Origin of the sequence: Proteus sp. G2300, assembly GCF_009915965.1 — a bacterium.
Taxonomy (GTDB): Bacteria; Pseudomonadota; Gammaproteobacteria; order Enterobacterales; family Enterobacteriaceae; genus Proteus; species Proteus vulgaris.
In genome coordinates this window covers 57627-73526 of the sequence record NZ_JAABNK010000003.1, presented here as the reverse complement: position 1 = coordinate 73526, position 15900 = coordinate 57627, and the positions used below count along the sequence as shown (strand labels likewise).

Here is a 15900-nt window from a genome sequence, read left to right as displayed (position 1 = left end):
AAGCCTTTTCTGTGTTAGTGATAAAGAGCAAACACAGAAATTATTAATTAAGTGAAGTAGGGAATAATGAGTATAAGCTACCTTAAATTTCCAGAGATTGATCCCGTTATGTTTTCTATCGGGCCGGTGTCATTACACTGGTACGGTATGATGTATTTAGTTGGATTTGTTTTTGCCTTATGGCTTGCAAACCGACGAGCGGCAAAACCGAATAGTGGTTGGAATAAAAATGAAGTTGAAACATTACTTTATGTCGGTTTTGTGGGGGTGTTTATCGGAGGGCGCTTAGGTTATGTTTTATTCTATAATCTGCCTGTCTTTTTAAATGATCCTCTTTACCTCTTTAAAGTTTGGGATGGCGGTATGTCGTTCCATGGTGGCTTAATTGGGGTAATTTGTGCCATGATTTGGTTTGCAAAACGCACTCAACGTAGATTTTTTCAAGTGGCTGATTTTGTTGCGCCTTTAATTCCATTTGGTTTAGGTTTAGGCCGAATTGGTAACTTTATTAATGGCGAATTATGGGGACGCGTCACATTAGATACGCCTTGGGCCTTCTTATTTCCAAACTCTCGTTCAGAAGATCTTCAGCTTGTTGCTCAAGATCCATCAACGCTATTGCCTATTATTCAAGAGTATGGGGTTTTACCTCGCCACCCATCACAGCTCTATGAAATGCTGTTAGAAGGTGTGGTGCTATTTATTATCCTTAATATTTTTGTACGCAAAAATCGCCCTGTAGGCAGTGTATCGGGTCTATTCCTGATAGGTTATGGTGCATTCCGTATTATTGTTGAATTCTTCCGTCAACCTGATGCGCAATTAGGGTTATTTAGTGGTGTGAGTATGGGGCAATTACTTTCAATTCCAATGATTTTGTTGGGTATTATTTTTATGGTATGGGCTTATCGTCAAGATAAAAGAGCACCACAAAACTCAACATCTGCTCACAAATAGTGTGAGATGAATTTTTTATTATTAGCTAATTAATGAGAGAGACAACATGAAGCAGTATCTGGCATTGTGTCAACGCATTATCGATGAAGGACAATGGATTGATAATAAACGGACAGGAACCCGTTGTTTAACGGTGATTAATGCCGATCTGGAATATGATGTTGCGAATAACCAATTTCCGCTGATAACGACACGAAAAAGTTTTTATAAAGCCGCAATAGCAGAACTGTTAGGGTATTTGCGTGGCTATGATAATGCTGCACAATTTCGTGAAATTGGTTGTAATACATGGAATGCCAATGCGAATGAAAATAGTGCATGGTTAAATAACCCTTATCGCAAAGGTGAAGACGATATGGGGCGTGTTTATGGCGTTCAAGGACGCCAATGGCAACGTCCTGATGGTTCTCATTTTGATCAACTGCGTAAAGTGGTAGATAACTTGGCTAAAGGTATTGATGATCGTGGTGAAATCATCACGTTTTACAATCCGGGTGAAACTGAACTAGGGTGTTTACGTCCTTGTATGCATACGCATACTTTTTCACTTGTCGGTGATACGCTTTATTTAACCTCTTATCAGCGCAGCTGTGATGTGCCATTAGGTTTAAATTTTAACCAAATTCAGTGCTTTGTTTTATTAGCGCTAGTGGCTCAAATCACAGGACATAAACCAGGTAAGGCATTTCATAAGATAATCAACGCACATATCTATGAAAATCAATTACCTCTAATGCGCGATGTACAGTTAAAAAGGGAGCCATTACCGTTACCAACGTTGCATATCAATCCCAAAATCAAAACATTGGAAGATATCGAAACGTGGGTAACAACGGATGATTTTACTGTTGAAGGCTATCAATGTCATGAAGCGATAAAATACCCATTTACAGTATAATTCCTCCTATTGCTTTTAAAGCCCTTGTTTAGTCATAAGCAAGGGCTTTTTATTTTAAAATTAAAGTGTTGTCACTATTTATTAATTATAAATACGTTTATTTTGTATTTTCTCTGAAAATATTATTATTGCGTAGCTGTTCGAGAAAAACGTTTATCTTTGTTTACCTTTAAGCTTGTCATCTGCATGCTCATCGCAGGCTAAAAGGAGAAACAAATGAACAACAACAGGGAAATAAGCCTAAATAAAGCGCTTCAGAAAGAAAGTGAGCAAGGTGTTAGCTTACTTGAAATACTTATCGTGATGTTGATAGTGTCTATTTTAAGTTATCTATCAATCTCTTCTTATCAACATGTTATCAAACAACGCCATTTAATACAGAATGTGCGAGAAACCATCGCTTTTCTTTCTTATCAGCGACAGCAAGCGTTACTGTTTAATGTCAAAATTAAAATAGTATTTTGGCTATCGCCTCATAATAAAATAATGGCGACACCTCTTCATTATTTGCCTGTGCAACAAGAAATTTTCTCTTTAGCTCCAGGCATTCAACTTAAGCAATCAACAATCTCAAATGTTACGTTTGGTGGAATTCGTCAAACGTTAAGACCCATGAGTTTTGTACTTCAAAGTGAAGAGGGGGAAGTAAAAATTATTATTTCATCGTTAGGACGGATAAGAGCATGTAGTCAGAAAATAAAGGTATTTGCATCATGTTAAAGCGCTCTGTATTTTCTTTTTCATCAGGAATGATGTTGATGGAATGCCTCTTCGCTATCGCGATAAGTGGCATATTATTCCTTTGTATTAGTCGAGCTTATCCTCAAATAATGAATACATTGTTCTATTCCTATCAACAATATCAATTAGATGTTTTTTTAAGAGAACGATTATTGGTACTTGAAACGCAGTTAAGGCGTACAGGATATTGTTATGGTGACTGTGTTAATGGGTTGAAGTCAAATCAGTTGCAGGTATCACCTCTAAAGTTAGGGCAATATCCTCATCAAGAAAAAAATTCCTGCATTATTTTTGCTTACGACATCAACAGTAATGGTCGATGGGAGCCACCTTCGTCAAAAGAGAGTGATTATTTTGGGTATCGCCTTAAAAAGGGTCAATTAGAGCAATTAAGAGGCGTAAAAGATTGTGATTCTTCAGGCTGGCAACAATTTTTCGAAAATAATGAGATTGAGGTAACAGAGTTTATCTTACAGCCCTATACAAAAATTTATTCTGTGAAAGCAAATCCGTATTTTTATCTTTCTGTTTCTTTAAAATTTCATTTAAAACAAAAGCCTGAAATAAAATCACATTATCAAAATACCATCCGTTTAAGGAATGTGACTGCACTATGAATATTTATTTCACTCACAGGAGCAATGAACAGGGCTTAGCGGGTATATTTGTCGTGATAGGTTTTATTGGCATGAGTTTATCTATGCTTGGAAATTTTTCTTACCATTACAGGCAATCTGAACAAATAGTGATGCAAGAGTTACAAGCAAGACAGGCCTTTTTATTTGCTGAATCTGCACTGAAATGGGGAATAACACAGGATTGGGATCTTTCATCAATACAATTAAACAAATGGCAATGCCGTCATTTTTATGCCGATCCCAAAATAAAGAGCTGCTTATTTTTAATCTCTACAGATAAGGCTTTACTTCAAGGACAAGCAGAAAGCTTATTAGGTTATAAAATATATCATTATCAATGGGTTAGTTTTAAAAAGGAAAAAAATAAAGTGATTGTTACTGAACCAAATGGGTGGTTAGATTATTGCCCATTTGTGCATAAGGAGTGTGTATCATAAAAAAAGGTCAAAATAGATCAGAAAAGGGGTCCATCTTACTTAATACAATGTTTGTATTACTATTTTTTAATATTAGTTTTGTCGCTATTATAGGGTATAGTCAATCATTAAAAGCTGATTTTCAGCGGTTAATTCAATTACAGCAAACAGGGCAAGGGATTTTTGTTTTATTTGAAATATTGCCTGATAAATCACCTTATTATTTTGCTTATAACCAGAAAATAATGACACGTTCTCTTTCATATTCTGAAGGTTGTCAGCAAATAGAAGGTTATGTTGGTAATAATGTTTTACCTGCGATAAGCCTATACTACTGGTCATGCAATCCATAAGATGAGGGTCTGATGTTTCATATATATCATTCAAATCAGTTGTCATTATTAAAGTCACTTATGGTGCACTTTATGCAGACCAGGCCACTCTCTTCTCCCTTTGAACAAGAAGTGATCTTAGTACAAAGCCCTGGAATGTCCCAGTGGTTGCAAATTCAGCTTGCTGAAAGTTTAGGAATTGCAGCAAATATTCGCTATCCATTACCTGCAACATTTATTTGGGAAATGTTTACGCGAGTACTATCAGGTATACCTAAAGAAAGTGCTTTTTCTAAAGATGCCATGACATGGAAATTAATGGCATTACTACCTGAATATTTAGTCCATGAAGCATTTAAGCCACTACTTCATTATCTTGATGATGATGAAGATAAACGTAAATTACACCAATTAGCGGGACGTGTTGCTGACTTATTTGACCAATATTTAGTGTATCGGTCAGATTGGTTGGCCGCATGGGAAAACGATGAATTGATAGAAGGGTTGAGTGAAAATCAGCACTGGCAAAAAATATTGTGGGTAGCATTACAGCAATACACCAAAGATCTCAATCAGCCTCAATGGCATCGTTCTAATCTTTATCAACAATTTATTTCGACATTAAATGGTGCAAAAGAAGGAGAACTTCAGCACTGTTTTCCACCTCGTATCTTTATTTGTGGAATTTCTGCATTACCTCAAGTCTATTTGCAGGCACTGCAAGCAATTGGGCGTCATACAGAGATCTATTTACTTTTTACAAACCCTTGCCGTTACTATTGGGGAGATATTCAAGATCCTAAATTTCTTGCTCGTCTTAATAGTCGAAAACCTCGTCATTATCAGCAATTACATGAATCGCCTTGGTTTAAAGATGAAAAAAATGCCTCTTTATTATTTAATGAAGAGGGAGAGCAAAATATCGGTAATCCGCTATTAGCCTCATGGGGAAAGCTGGGTAAAGATAACCTCTATTTTCTTTCTGAGCTTGAATATACTGATGTGTTGGATGCTTTTGTTGATATTCCAAGAGATTGCTTACTTCATCAATTACAAGCAGATATCCTTGATTTAGACGATTTTTCACAATTAGGCACAACTCTTAAAACTTATGAATGTAGTGAGAAAAAACGTGTTATTTCGCCTGATGATCACTCTCTGACCTTTCATGCAAGTCATAGCCCACAACGTGAAGTGGAAGTATTGCAAGATCAATTATTGCATTTGCTAGAGCAAGATCCTGAATTACTACCACGAGATATTATTGTGATGGTTGCAGATATAGATAGTTATACGCCTTATATTCAGGCTGTTTTTGGTAATGCACCTGCTGAACGCTATCTTCCTTTTGCGATTTCTGATAGAAAAGCACGTCAAGCACACCCTGTATTACAAGCCTTTATTACACTATTAGAACTTCCTCAAAGTCGTTTTACCGCAGAACAAGTATTAGCTTTACTTGAAGTGCCTGCATTAGCAGGACATTTTTCTATTTTTGAAAGTGAATTAAAATTACTACGCCGATGGGTCGATGAATCAGGTATACGTTGGGGATTGGATGATGAAAACGTAGCTTCATTTTTACTCCCTATCACTGGTAAAAATACCTGGGAATTTGGTTTATTGCGTATGTTGCTTGGTTACGCAATGGAAAGCGAAAATGGCCCTTGGAAAGGTGTACTTCCTTATGATGAATCCAGCGGTCTAGTTGCAGAACTTGCAGGGCATCTTGCTGATTTTCTTTACACATTAAGTGAATGGCGTACACGTTTAAGTGAAACACGTTCCTTAGAAGCGTGGTTAGAAATTGGACAACAATTGGTTGATGCCTTTTTTGAAGCTGATGGAGAGACCGAGTTAGTTTTAGCGTTGATAACACAACAGTGGCAAAAAGTGATTGAGAACGGATTAAAAGCACGATATCAAAATGAAATTCCATTAGTGCTTATTCGCGATGAATTAACAGTACGGTTTGATGATGAAAAGATTAGCCAGCGTTTTTTGGCAGGAAGCTTGAACTTTTGTACGTTAATGCCTATGCGCTCAATTCCTTTTAAAGCAGTGTGTTTATTAGGAATGAACGATGGTGTTTATCCTCGTAATATACAGCCGTTAGGTTTTGATTTAATGGCAGAAAAGCGCCGTCGTGGTGACAGAAAACGCCGTGATGATGACCGTTATTTATTCCTTGAGGCGCTTAGTTCGGCCGAAAAATACCTTTATATCAGCTACATCGGTAAATCAATCCGTGACGATCGTGAGTGTAACCCGTCCGTCTTAATCAAAGAGCTACAAGATTATATTGGCCAAAATTTCCGCCTACCTGATGATGGAAAACTTAATGTTGATGACAGTGCAACTCGCATTAACCAGCATTTATTAACACAGCATAGCAGGGTTCCTTTTGCTCAAGAAAACTTCCACATTGAGGCATCTTCTCGTTCTTATGCCTCAGAATGGTTACCAGCAGCCCGTGGACAAGGGGCTGCTCATCAAGGTTTTACGGAATCACTAGATGATGATGCATCAATAGATAAAGTCTCCGTTGATGCACTTTCTCGTTTTTATCGCCATCCTATCCGCGCTTTCTTCCAACAAAGATTAAAAACCAACTTTGTTATTGAAGAAACAGAATTGCCCGAAGAAGAGCCTTTTGTGATAAATGCACTTCAACGTTATTTATTAAATCAATGGCTATTGAAAGCTTTGATTGATCAAACGTCAACGGAATCGTTATTTGAGCGTATTAAAGCAGCAGGGCAACTTCCAGCAAGTGCATTTGGTCAAATTTATTGGGAACAACAAATAGAAGAGCTACTTCCTTTAGCGGAAAAGGTGAGAAGTGAACGATTAGCTACGCATTCTGTCACACTAGAGCAACGCTTTAGTGCGATGCCGTTGATTGGACGTTTAAATGAAGTGCAAGCAGATGGCTTACTACGTTGGCGACCTGCGAGCTTAACGGCTAATGACTTATTGCAACTGTGGATCGAACATCTGGTTTATTGTTTGAAAGAGGGGACTGGCGAAAGTCGGTTTTATGGCAGAAAAGAGACGCAATGGTGTTTATTACCGGTTGAGCCTGAATTTGCCTATTCAACTTTAGATAATTTAATTCACGATTATAAACAAGGGCTAAATAGCCCATTAGCATTGTTTGCAAAAAGTGGCTGGGCTTGGCTACAAGCTTGCTATGATAAAAAAACACAAGAATTTTTACTGGATGATGAAGAGACTCTCGCAAAAGCGGAGTTAGTGCTGCTACAACATTTAACGGATAGCTATAATCGAGATGGTGAAATGAGCGATATGTATGTTCAGCGTGCTTTTTCTCAATTAGACGAGCATTTTTTACAAACAGTAAAAAAGACGGCATTAACGATATTTAAACCAATAATTCCATTTTTAAAAAAATAAGGGAGCTCATATCAGATGAGAAAATACTTATCGCAACTATGGATCATGTTGCTATTGATGCTAGTGAGTATCAACAGCTTTGCTGCTGATCCTCTTTGGCAAGTATTGCCAGATAGTATTGAAAAAAGTGAAAGTGATCCACGGCAATATCAAGCGATTAAATTGCCTAATGATATGACTGTATTACTGGTTTCTGACGAAAAAGCAGTTAAATCATTAACGGCAGTTGCGTTACCTGTTGGCGCATTAGAAGATCCTGATAGTCAGCAAGGGCTGGCGCACTATTTGGAACATATGGTGCTAATGGGATCGGTGAAATATCCTCAATCTGGCAGTATGTCAGAGTTCTTACAAAAGAATGGGGGATCTCATAATGCGAGTACTACAACGTATCGTACTGCTTTTTATTTAGAAGTGGAAAATAGTGCCATTAATGAAGCCGTTGATCGTCTTGCTGATGCCTTAGCTGAACCTTTACTTGATCCTAAAAATGCAGATCGCGAACGTAATGCGGTTAATGCTGAATTAACCATGGCGCGTGCACGTGATGGTATGCGTTTTTGGCAGGTTAGAGCAGAAACCTTAAACCCAGCACATCCAAGTTCTCGTTTTATGGGCGGAAATTTAGAAACGCTGAGTGACAAGCCAAATAGTAAACTTCAAGATGAATTAATTAAATTCTATCAAACGCACTATTCTGGCAACTTAATGAATGGGGTGATTTATAGTAATAAATCACTTGATGAATTATCTAAATTAGCCGCAGAAACCTTTGCTCGTATTCCAAATAAAAAAGCAGATATCCCTGTAACCACGGTGCCTGCGATGACGGATAAAGAAAAAGGGTTAATGATCCATCTGGTGCCCGCTTTACCACAAAAAACCTTACAAATTGAATTTAATATTGATAATAATGTTGCCGAATTTCGCAGTAAATCTGATGCGTATATTGGTTATTTAATCAGTAATCGTAGTTCAGGAACACTTGCAACATGGTTACAAGATCAAGGTTTAGCTGAAAGTATCAGCGCATTTTCAGAGCCTTATATCGATCGTAATCAAGGCTCATTTACAATTTATGTTGCGCTAACAGATAAAGGTTTAGCGCAAAAAGATAAAGTCATTGCAGCTATTTTCTCATACCTTCGATTAATAGAGTCGCAAGGTATTAGTCAGCGTTATTTTAATGAAATTGCGAATGTTTTAGATCTCTCATTCCGTTATGGTTCGATTGTTAGAGATATGAATTATATAGAAAGCATTTCAGATATGATGTTGCGTTATCCAATCAAAAATATCTTGAATGCAGATTATATTGCCGATAATTATGAGCCTTCAGCAATTCTTTCTCGTCTAGAATCACTTACGCCAGAGAAAGCGCGTATTTGGGTGATAAGTCCTAATGAACCGTCTAACAAGCAAGCCTATTTTGTTAATGCACCTTATCAAGTTGATAAAATCACAGCTAAACAATTAGAAACATGGCAGATATTGTCGGATGATATTTCATTATCTTTACCAACACTTAATCCCTATATCCCCAATAATCTGTCGTTGATTGATGCAGATAGTAAAATCACCAAACCACAATTATTGTGGCAAGATAAAAGTGCTCGCTTGTTCTATATGCCATCACACTATTTTTCTGATGAGCCAAAAGCCAGTGTGACATTAAGTTTGGTAAATAAGAAATCAGACATTACGGTTAAACAGCAAGTTACACAAGCTCTAACAGATTATCTCGCGGGCTTAGCGCTCAGTGAATTATCTTACCAGGCCTCTGTTGCAGGTATGAACATCTCATCCTCATCAGGACAAGGTATTGATTTTTCAATGAATGGTTATACTCAACATTTACCTGAGTTAGTGAATGCGACATTAAAAAGCTATATGAGTTTTGAATCGACTCAAGAAGAGCTAGATCAGGCTAAATCTTGGTATCGCGAACAACTTGAAGTTACTCATAACCTAAAAGCATTTGAAGCAGCAATGTTGCCCGCTCGCCAATTAAATACGATCCCGTATTATGAAGAAGCTGACAAACTCAAAGCATTAGAGTCAATTACACTGCAAGATATTATTGATAATCGTCGTGAAGTGATTAAAAACGCCGCACTTCAAGCGTTGATTGTTGGTAATTTAACGCCAGAGCAAAGCCGTGATATTGTGAAATCTGCGCATGAGTTATTAGGTAATCAAGGGACAGAATACTGGATTGGTGAAACATTAGTTTTCAATAAATTTGATGCAGTTGAATTTCAAAATAAATCGAACAGTACGGATAATGCCTTAGGCGAGCTTTATATTCCTACAGGGTATAGTCGCCTTGAAGGTCAGGCTATTTCTTCTGTATTAGCTTCGGTTATTAAGCCTTGGTTTTATGATCAATTAAGAACAGAAGAACAACTCGGTTATGCTGTATTTGCTTATCAAGGCACAATGGGTGAACAGTCTGGCTTAGGTTTCTTATTGCAAAGTAATGCTAAACCGCCAGTTTACTTAAATGAACGTTATAACGCATTTTATCAGCAAGCCTACGAACGTTTGAAAAAAATGAGTGAGGCTGATTTTAATCAGTATAAGCAAGCAATTATTACTGAAGTTAAACAACCACCTCAAACTTTCTATGAAGAAGTCTCTCTTTATCGAAATGATTTCCATCGTAATAATTTAAAATATGATGGACGAGAGAAATTCTTAGCTGAGCTTAATAAAGTGACGTTAAAACAAGCTATTGAGTTTTATGAAAAAGCAGTAATAAAACCAAATGGTTTTGTGTTTGTTTCTCAAATAATTGGCAAAGATGGTAAAGATGCTGATTATGCGCAAAATAAAAAATGGAAACGTTATACAACCGTCAGTGAATTACAAAAAACGTTACCAATTGAGGAAATTAAAGAGTGAGTGAAGTGATACAGGCACAGCCATTAAATCCTTATACACTTCCTTTATATCAAAGGCGCCTTATTGAGGCTTCTGCAGGTACAGGTAAGACCTATACCATCGGACTACTGTATTTGCGATTACTTCTTGGCTTAGGGGGAGATTCTGCGTTTTATCGTCCTCTCAGCGTTGAAGAGATTTTGGTTGTGACATTTACAGATGCGGCCACTGATGAATTACGTGCACGTATTCGTAAAAATATCCATGAACTAAGGCTTGCCTGTATCCGCCATGATGTTGATAGTGGTGACAAAACATACCAAGAGTTACTCAAACAAATTCCGAATAAAGAGTTAGCCGCGCAGTGGTTATTAGAAGCTGAGCGTCAAATGGATGAAGCAGCTATTTACACTATTCATGGATTTTGCCAGCGTATGCTGGCAAACAATGCATTTGAGTCAGGTGTATTGTTTGAACAAGTTTTGATCCAAGATGAATATGAGCTGAAAAAACGTGTTTGTGCTGATTTTTGGCGTCGCCACTGTTATCCCCTTTCTTATGATGTTGCTAATGCGGTTAGCCAGATTTGGTCTGGTCCAGAGCAACTGCTTTATGAAATACAACCTTATTTACAAGGTGAAATGCCAGAAATTGAAGGTGTGGCATTAGACAGTGAAAATGAATCAGTAAAAGAGCGTCATCAGGCTGTTATTGAAGCCATTAACAAGGTGAAAGCGCGCTGGAATGAACATCATCATGAAGTTGAAGCGTGGATAACGGCCTCAGGCGTGGATAAACGAAGTTATAGTAGCCGTTTTTTACCTAAATGGATTGAAGAAATCACGCTGTGGGCAGCAACATTTGAAACGAAAAGCTATCAACTACCTGATTGCTTGGTTCGTTTTTCTCAAGAAACCTTAAATGAAAAAGCCACCAAAGGCCCAGCTCCAGAACATATTCTTTTTGTTGAAATTGAGCATTTAACAAAACAAAGCTTAACACTGCGTGATGTTATTTTAGTAAACGCTATTCCTGAAATACGCCAAGGTATTGAAAATGAAAAAATGCGTCGGGGTGAAATGGGGTTTGATGATCTCTTAACACGTTTAGACAGAGCATTAAAACGCGAAGGTGCAGACGCGTTATCGCAGGCTATACGTGAGCGTTATCCCGTTGCAATGATTGATGAGTTTCAAGATACCGATCCTCAACAATACCGTATTTTTGATGCTATTTATGGTGAGCATGAAAACAGTGGATTACTTTTTATCGGTGATCCTAAACAGGCAATTTATGCTTTCCGTGGTGCTGATATTTTTACTTATATTCAAGCACGAAAACAAACAACACACCATTACACTTTAAACACTAACTGGCGCTCTGCTCCAGGGATGGTGAATGCAGTTAATAAACTTTTTATGCGCTCCAGTGCTCCGTTTTTATTTGAGCATATTCCTTTTATTGAGGTGAGTTCTGCTGAAAAAAACCAAGACATGGCTTTTATTTATCATGGTAAATCGATCTCACCTTTTAACTTTTGGCTTGCTGAAGGTGAAAGTCTATCAGCGGGAAATTATGAGCAAATGATGGCAACGCAATGTGCAGCTCAAATTCGTGATTGGTTATCAGCAGGCGATCAACAGCAAGCATGGCTCCTAGAGCAAGGTGAAAAAAAATCACTGACATCGGCCGATATCATGGTGCTGGTTCGTAGTCGTAGAGAAGCATTACTTATTCGTGATGCACTAAATTTACTCTCTATACAATCTGTATTTTTATCAAACCGTGAAAGTGTATTTGAAACGAATGAAGCTAAAGATTTGCTTTGGTTACTGCAAGCAGTTGTAACGCCAGAGAAAGAGCGCGTTTTACGAGCCTCTTTAGCTAGTCGGTTATTTGGTTTTAGTGCAAGAGAAATTGATAGCTTAAATCATGATGAGCAGCGCTGGAATAGTTATGTAGAGCAATTTGCTGATTATTATGTTTTATGGCAAAAACGTGGCGTTTTACCGATGTTGCGTAAAATTATGATGGATCATCATATTGCCGAGGATCTACTTGCCAGTATCGAGGGGGAACGAAGGCTCACTGATATTATGCATCTTGGTGAATTATTACAAGAAACCTCATTACAACTTGATAGTGAACATGCGCTTATACGTTGGTTAGCACAACAAATTTCTCATCCTGATGCACAATCAGAAAGTCAACAAATGCGCTTGGAAAGTGATCGAAATCTTGTGCGAATTTGTACTATTCATAAATCCAAAGGTCTTGAATATCCTATTGTTTGCCTGCCTTTTGCTTGTAATTATCAAGAGCAAAAAGGGGCGCTTTATCATGACAGAGAAAAATTTTACGCTAAGTTAGATATTTTTAGTCGACCGGAAAGCATGCGTTTAGCGGATGAAGAGCGTTTAGCTGAAGATTTACGCCTACTTTATGTGGCATTAACACGTTCTAAATTTTGTTGCTATGTCGGTGTTGCACCGTTGGTGAAAGGGAATAAACGTAAATCGGGGAACACCGATCTCCATAAAAATGCTTTAGGGTATTTATTACAGCAAGGTGAAGAAGGAAATAGTGAATTATTACATCAATCCATCCATGCATTACTCGATGAAAATATTAGTGTGAGCACGCTTAATGGTGTTTCAGCACATCGTTACCAACCTCAGTTAGTCAGTGACGAAAAATTAGAGGCTGCGGTATTTAAACGTAAAATTCATGATAATTGGCGCATAACCAGCTATTCAGGATTAACGTATCAACATTCAAATCGCGGATATCATTTTGATGTTGGCGATATTGAGGATTTGGTGCAGTCTATTGCACCAGGACTGGATACTGATGCCAAAGGTGAGAAACAACGAGAAGAAGTTGGAGCCCATTCGATTCATCATTTCCCTCGAGGTGCAGTTGCAGGAACATTCTTACATGGTTTGCTTGAAGTTTTGGATTTTTCTCAACCCATTGATGAACAATGGATGCAAGAGCAATTAATGGCTCAAGGCTTTGATGAAAAGTGGGCACCATTATTAGTAACCTGGATGGAAACCCTGTTTCATACCCCTCTTAATGCTGATGGGTTATGCCTTGCTGATATCCCTAATACACAACAACTTGATGAATTGCAATTCTATTTACCGATTGAACAAGCAGTCTCATCATCTCAGTTGACTCAATTAATAAGTCAGTTTGATCCCTTATCAAAGCGTTGTGCACCTTTACAATTTCAGCAAGTAGAAGGCATGTTAAAAGGCTTTATTGACTTAGTTTTTTGTTGGGAAGGGAAATATTATGTGGTGGATTATAAATCGAATTGGCTAGGTGAATCGAGTGAGGACTATACTCAAGAAGCGATGGTTAATGCAATGATAGATCACCGTTACGATTTGCAGTACCAACTCTATACGTTAGCGTTACATCGTTTTTTACAGCAACGTATTCCAGATTATGATTACAAAAAACATTTTGGGGGAATTTATTACCTTTTTTTACGTGGTATAGATAAAGCACACCCTGGAAATGGAGTTTATGCCTATTTACCTGATGAAGCGTTTGTTTTAGCGCTAGATGCACTATTTACAGGAAAAAGTATGAAAAGTAGTACTTCTGATGTAGTCGATGAGAAATCAAAATGATCAAACTATTAGAACAAGCGATTACACAAAATGTATTACGCCCGTTAGATCTTCGATTTGCACAAATGCTGGTGGAAGATGAAAATCCGATTTTACTGTTTATATTTGCCTATTTAAGTGCTCAAACAGGGGCGGGGCATGTTTGTTTACCATTAAATATTATCAAAGAAAATCAATTGTTTGATGGTAGACAAGAAGAGCTTTCCCGTGAAATTTGGCAAAGAATGGGGGAGCCTTCGACTCATCAAATAATAGAAGCGTTAATGCATAGTCATTGTGTGACACAAGGTGACGATAATTCTCCGTCACCTATCATTTTAGATAATGGGCTTCTCTATCTACAAAGAATGTGGAGCTACGAAGAAAAAGTGGCTCAATTTTTTAGGCGAGAACACCCCATTGTCGATAATGATGAAAAGGCATTAATTGTAGCCCTCAATCAGCTTTTTCCAACAGTAAAAGAAAATCAAGAAACCAATTGGCAGAAAGTAGCTGCCAGTGTTGCTATAACGAGTCCTATCGCTATTATTTCAGGAGGGCCAGGAACAGGGAAAACCACAACCGTGGCTAAAATTTTAGCTGCTTTTGTGATGCTTACTTCAAATGAGAAACCCATTATTCAACTAGCCGCACCAACTGGAAAAGCAGCAGCTCGATTAACAGAATCTTTAGGTAAAGCACTTGCACAACTTGCTTTAAGCGAAGAAGAAAATAAATGGATGCCAAAACAGGCACAAACTATTCATCGTTTGTTAGGGGCTCAGCCCGAAAGTCAACAAGTGCGTTACCATAAAGATAACCCATTACAGCTTGATATCTTAGTTATTGATGAAGCATCAATGGTTGATTTACCTATGATGGCTCGCTTAATTGATGCACTTCCAACGCAATGCCATGTTATTTTTTTGGGTGATAAAGATCAGTTAGCTTCTGTTGAAGCTGGGGCTGTGTTAGGGGATATTTGTCGTTTTGCGGATGATGGTTTAAGCCAAAAGCGATTTGAAAAAATTGATTATTTAACACAAGGTGAGTTATCAAAATCAGCAAATGCAATTTCTGTTTCTAACACACCGGTTTCAGTTGTCAGTGATTCGCTTTGCTTATTACGAAAAAGTTATCGATTTGGCTCCAGTTCAGGCATTGGCCAACTTGCTTTTGCTGTAAACCAAGGACAGACCAAAACAGCCCTAACACTGTTAAAGAAAGCAAAAATTACACCTCAACAAATTGAAATGGCACTAGATACTCAAGATGTGAGTTTTATTCCATTAGAGAGTGATGAAAACTATTTACTGATGATACAAGATGCGGCACAAGCCTATCGTCAGTATCTCTCATTGATAGCAGAAAAAGCCTCTCCTGATGCTATTCTTAACGCATTTAACCAATATCGTTTATTGTGCGCATTAAGAGAAGGGCCTTTTGGTGTCAGCGGATTAAACGAGCGAATTGAAATGCTATTGCATCGCCAACGATTAATTCGTCGCCCCACAAATAGCTATCAGAGTGACTATATTGGGCGCCCAATTATGATCCAGCGAAATGACAGTACTCTTGGGCTGTTTAATGGTGATATCGGCATTATGCTCAATAATGATGAAGGCGAAATGAAAGCCTTTTTCCAATTACCAGATGGTACCTTGAAAGCTATTCAACCTAGCCGATTACCTCAACACGAAACGGCGTATGTCATGACAGTACATAAATCGCAGGGGTCTGAATTTACACACACCGCATTGGTATTACCTGAAAAATTTTCGCCCGTAGTCAGCCGTGAATTGTTGTACACTGCTTTAACGCGCGCTAAACAAAAGCTTTCTCTTTACGCTTGCGAGTATATGGTGAAAATGGCTATTCAAACACGTATTCAGCGTCGAAGTGGGTTAGTCGATAAATTACGTTATTAATATTTACCTAATAAGATAAAAACAATAAAAGACAGGCATTGAGAGGGATACCTGTCTTTGGGGTTGT

The 15900-nt window shown here is 37.9% G+C and carries 10 protein-coding genes; 9 read left to right on the top strand and 1 reads right to left on the bottom strand.

Annotated elements, in window-relative coordinates; genetic code table 11:
- Positions 1-66: 66 nt before the first annotated feature.
- The 5 genes from lgt (at position 67) to GWI97_RS00660 (ending at position 3671) form a co-directional block, all read left to right on the top strand.
- Positions 67-957 carry a prolipoprotein diacylglyceryl transferase gene (gene lgt, locus GWI97_RS00680; RefSeq protein WP_087803500.1) on the top strand — a complete coding sequence of 297 codons (891 nt, stop codon included), beginning with the start codon at positions 67-69 and terminating at the stop codon, positions 955-957.
- A gap of 46 nt (positions 958-1003) precedes the next feature.
- Positions 1004-1855: a thymidylate synthase gene (locus tag GWI97_RS00675; protein ID WP_087803502.1), complete on the top strand. Its 852-nt coding sequence runs from the start codon at positions 1004-1006 to the stop codon at positions 1853-1855.
- A gap of 216 nt (positions 1856-2071) precedes the next feature.
- Positions 2072-2575, top strand: coding sequence for a prepilin-type N-terminal cleavage/methylation domain-containing protein (locus GWI97_RS00670; protein ID WP_052038425.1), 504 nt, complete (start codon positions 2072-2074; stop codon positions 2573-2575).
- Entirely contained in the window at positions 2569-3213 is a 645-nt protein-coding gene (locus GWI97_RS00665) for a prepilin peptidase-dependent protein (RefSeq protein WP_036934090.1), read from the top strand. The genes GWI97_RS00670 and GWI97_RS00665 overlap by 7 nt, the downstream gene beginning before the upstream one ends.
- A complete protein-coding gene (locus GWI97_RS00660) occupies positions 3210-3671 on the top strand; it encodes a DUF2509 family protein (RefSeq protein WP_036934088.1) in 462 nt (153 codons plus the stop codon). Before GWI97_RS00665 ends, GWI97_RS00660 begins: the two co-directional genes overlap by 4 nt.
- 87 nt (positions 3672-3758) lie before the next feature.
- Here GWI97_RS00660 and GWI97_RS00655 read toward each other — a convergent pair whose 3' ends face one another.
- Positions 3759-4049: a hypothetical protein gene (locus tag GWI97_RS00655; protein ID WP_163826587.1), complete on the bottom strand. Its 291-nt coding sequence runs from the start codon at positions 4047-4049 to the stop codon at positions 3759-3761.
- Here GWI97_RS00655 and recC point away from each other — a divergent pair.
- The 4 genes from recC to recD are packed head-to-tail and all read left to right on the top strand — an operon-like array spanning position 4016 to position 15833.
- Complete coding sequence (gene recC, locus GWI97_RS00650; RefSeq protein ID WP_036934087.1) at positions 4016-7399, top strand: exodeoxyribonuclease V subunit gamma; 3384 nt, start codon at positions 4016-4018, stop codon at positions 7397-7399. The two genes, GWI97_RS00655 and recC, sit on opposite strands and share 34 nt — an antisense overlap.
- Positions 7400-7414: 15 nt before the next feature.
- Positions 7415-10303 carry a pitrilysin gene (gene ptrA, locus GWI97_RS00645; protein WP_087803506.1) on the top strand — a complete coding sequence of 963 codons (2889 nt, stop codon included), beginning with the start codon at positions 7415-7417 and terminating at the stop codon, positions 10301-10303.
- Positions 10300-13926, top strand: a complete 3627-nt coding sequence (recB, locus tag GWI97_RS00640; RefSeq protein ID WP_161681039.1) for an exodeoxyribonuclease V subunit beta — start codon at positions 10300-10302, stop codon at positions 13924-13926. Before ptrA ends, recB begins: the two co-directional genes overlap by 4 nt.
- Positions 13923-15833: an exodeoxyribonuclease V subunit alpha gene (gene recD, locus GWI97_RS00635; RefSeq protein ID WP_036934082.1), complete on the top strand. Its 1911-nt coding sequence runs from the start codon at positions 13923-13925 to the stop codon at positions 15831-15833. Before recB ends, recD begins: the two co-directional genes overlap by 4 nt.
- The last annotated feature ends 67 nt before the right edge of the window (positions 15834-15900 follow it).

Coding starts and splice junctions, on each gene's coding strand:
- lgt (WP_087803500.1), top strand. CDS start 67: ATGAGTATAAGCTACCTTAAATTTCCAGAGATTGATCCCGTTATGTTT.
- GWI97_RS00675 (WP_087803502.1), top strand. CDS start 1,004: ATGAAGCAGTATCTGGCATTGTGTCAACGCATTATCGATGAAGGACAA.
- GWI97_RS00670 (WP_052038425.1), top strand. CDS start 2,072: ATGAACAACAACAGGGAAATAAGCCTAAATAAAGCGCTTCAGAAAGAA.
- GWI97_RS00665 (WP_036934090.1), top strand. CDS start 2,569: ATGTTAAAGCGCTCTGTATTTTCTTTTTCATCAGGAATGATGTTGATG.
- GWI97_RS00660 (WP_036934088.1), top strand. CDS start 3,210: ATGAATATTTATTTCACTCACAGGAGCAATGAACAGGGCTTAGCGGGT.
- recC (WP_036934087.1), top strand. CDS start 4,016: ATGTTTCATATATATCATTCAAATCAGTTGTCATTATTAAAGTCACTT.
- GWI97_RS00655 (WP_163826587.1), bottom strand. CDS start 4,049: ATGACAACTGATTTGAATGATATATATGAAACATCAGACCCTCATCTT.
- ptrA (WP_087803506.1), top strand. CDS start 7,415: ATGAGAAAATACTTATCGCAACTATGGATCATGTTGCTATTGATGCTA.
- recD (WP_036934082.1), top strand. CDS start 13,923: ATGATCAAACTATTAGAACAAGCGATTACACAAAATGTATTACGCCCG.